The organism is Streptomyces sp. A01, from assembly GCF_059026195.1.
Genome location: NZ_JBWLKN010000123.1, coordinates 1 through 483, shown reverse-complemented (window position 1 = coordinate 483; position 483 = coordinate 1). Strand labels below are relative to the sequence as shown.

The window sequence follows — 483 nt, the reverse complement described above, 5'->3', positions numbered from 1 at the left end:
GACGGTGGACACGGCGTGTTCGTCGTCGCTGGTGGCGATGCACCTGGCCGCGCAGGCCCTGCGGCAGGGCGAGTGCGCGATGGCACTCGCGGGCGGCGTGACCGTACTGGCCACCCCGGACGTGTTCACCAGCTTCTCCCGGCAGCGCGGCCTGGCCCCTGATGGCCGGTGCAAGCCGTTCTCGGCGGCGGCTGATGGCACTGGCTGGGGTGAGGGTGTCGGTCTGGTCCTGCTGGAGCGGTTGTCGGACGCGCGTCGCAACGGTCATCAGGTGCTGGCGGTGCTGCGGGGTTCGGCGGTCAATCAGGATGGTGCGAGCAATGGGCTGACGGCGCCGAACGGTCCGTCGCAGGAGCGGGTCATCGGGCAGGCGCTGGCCAACGCCCGGTTGTCGGCGGCCGAGGTGGACGTGGTGGAGGGGCACGGCACGGGTACGACCCTGGGTGATCCGATCGAGGCGCAGGCGCTGCTGGCCACGTACGG

1 protein-coding gene is annotated in these 483 nt (G+C 71.6%); it reads left to right on the top strand.

Annotation, left to right across the window (positions count from 1 at the left end):
• The coding region (locus AC5P1B_RS35810) for a beta-ketoacyl synthase N-terminal-like domain-containing protein (protein ID WP_493892217.1) at nt 1-483 on the top strand (483 nt) is incomplete at both ends.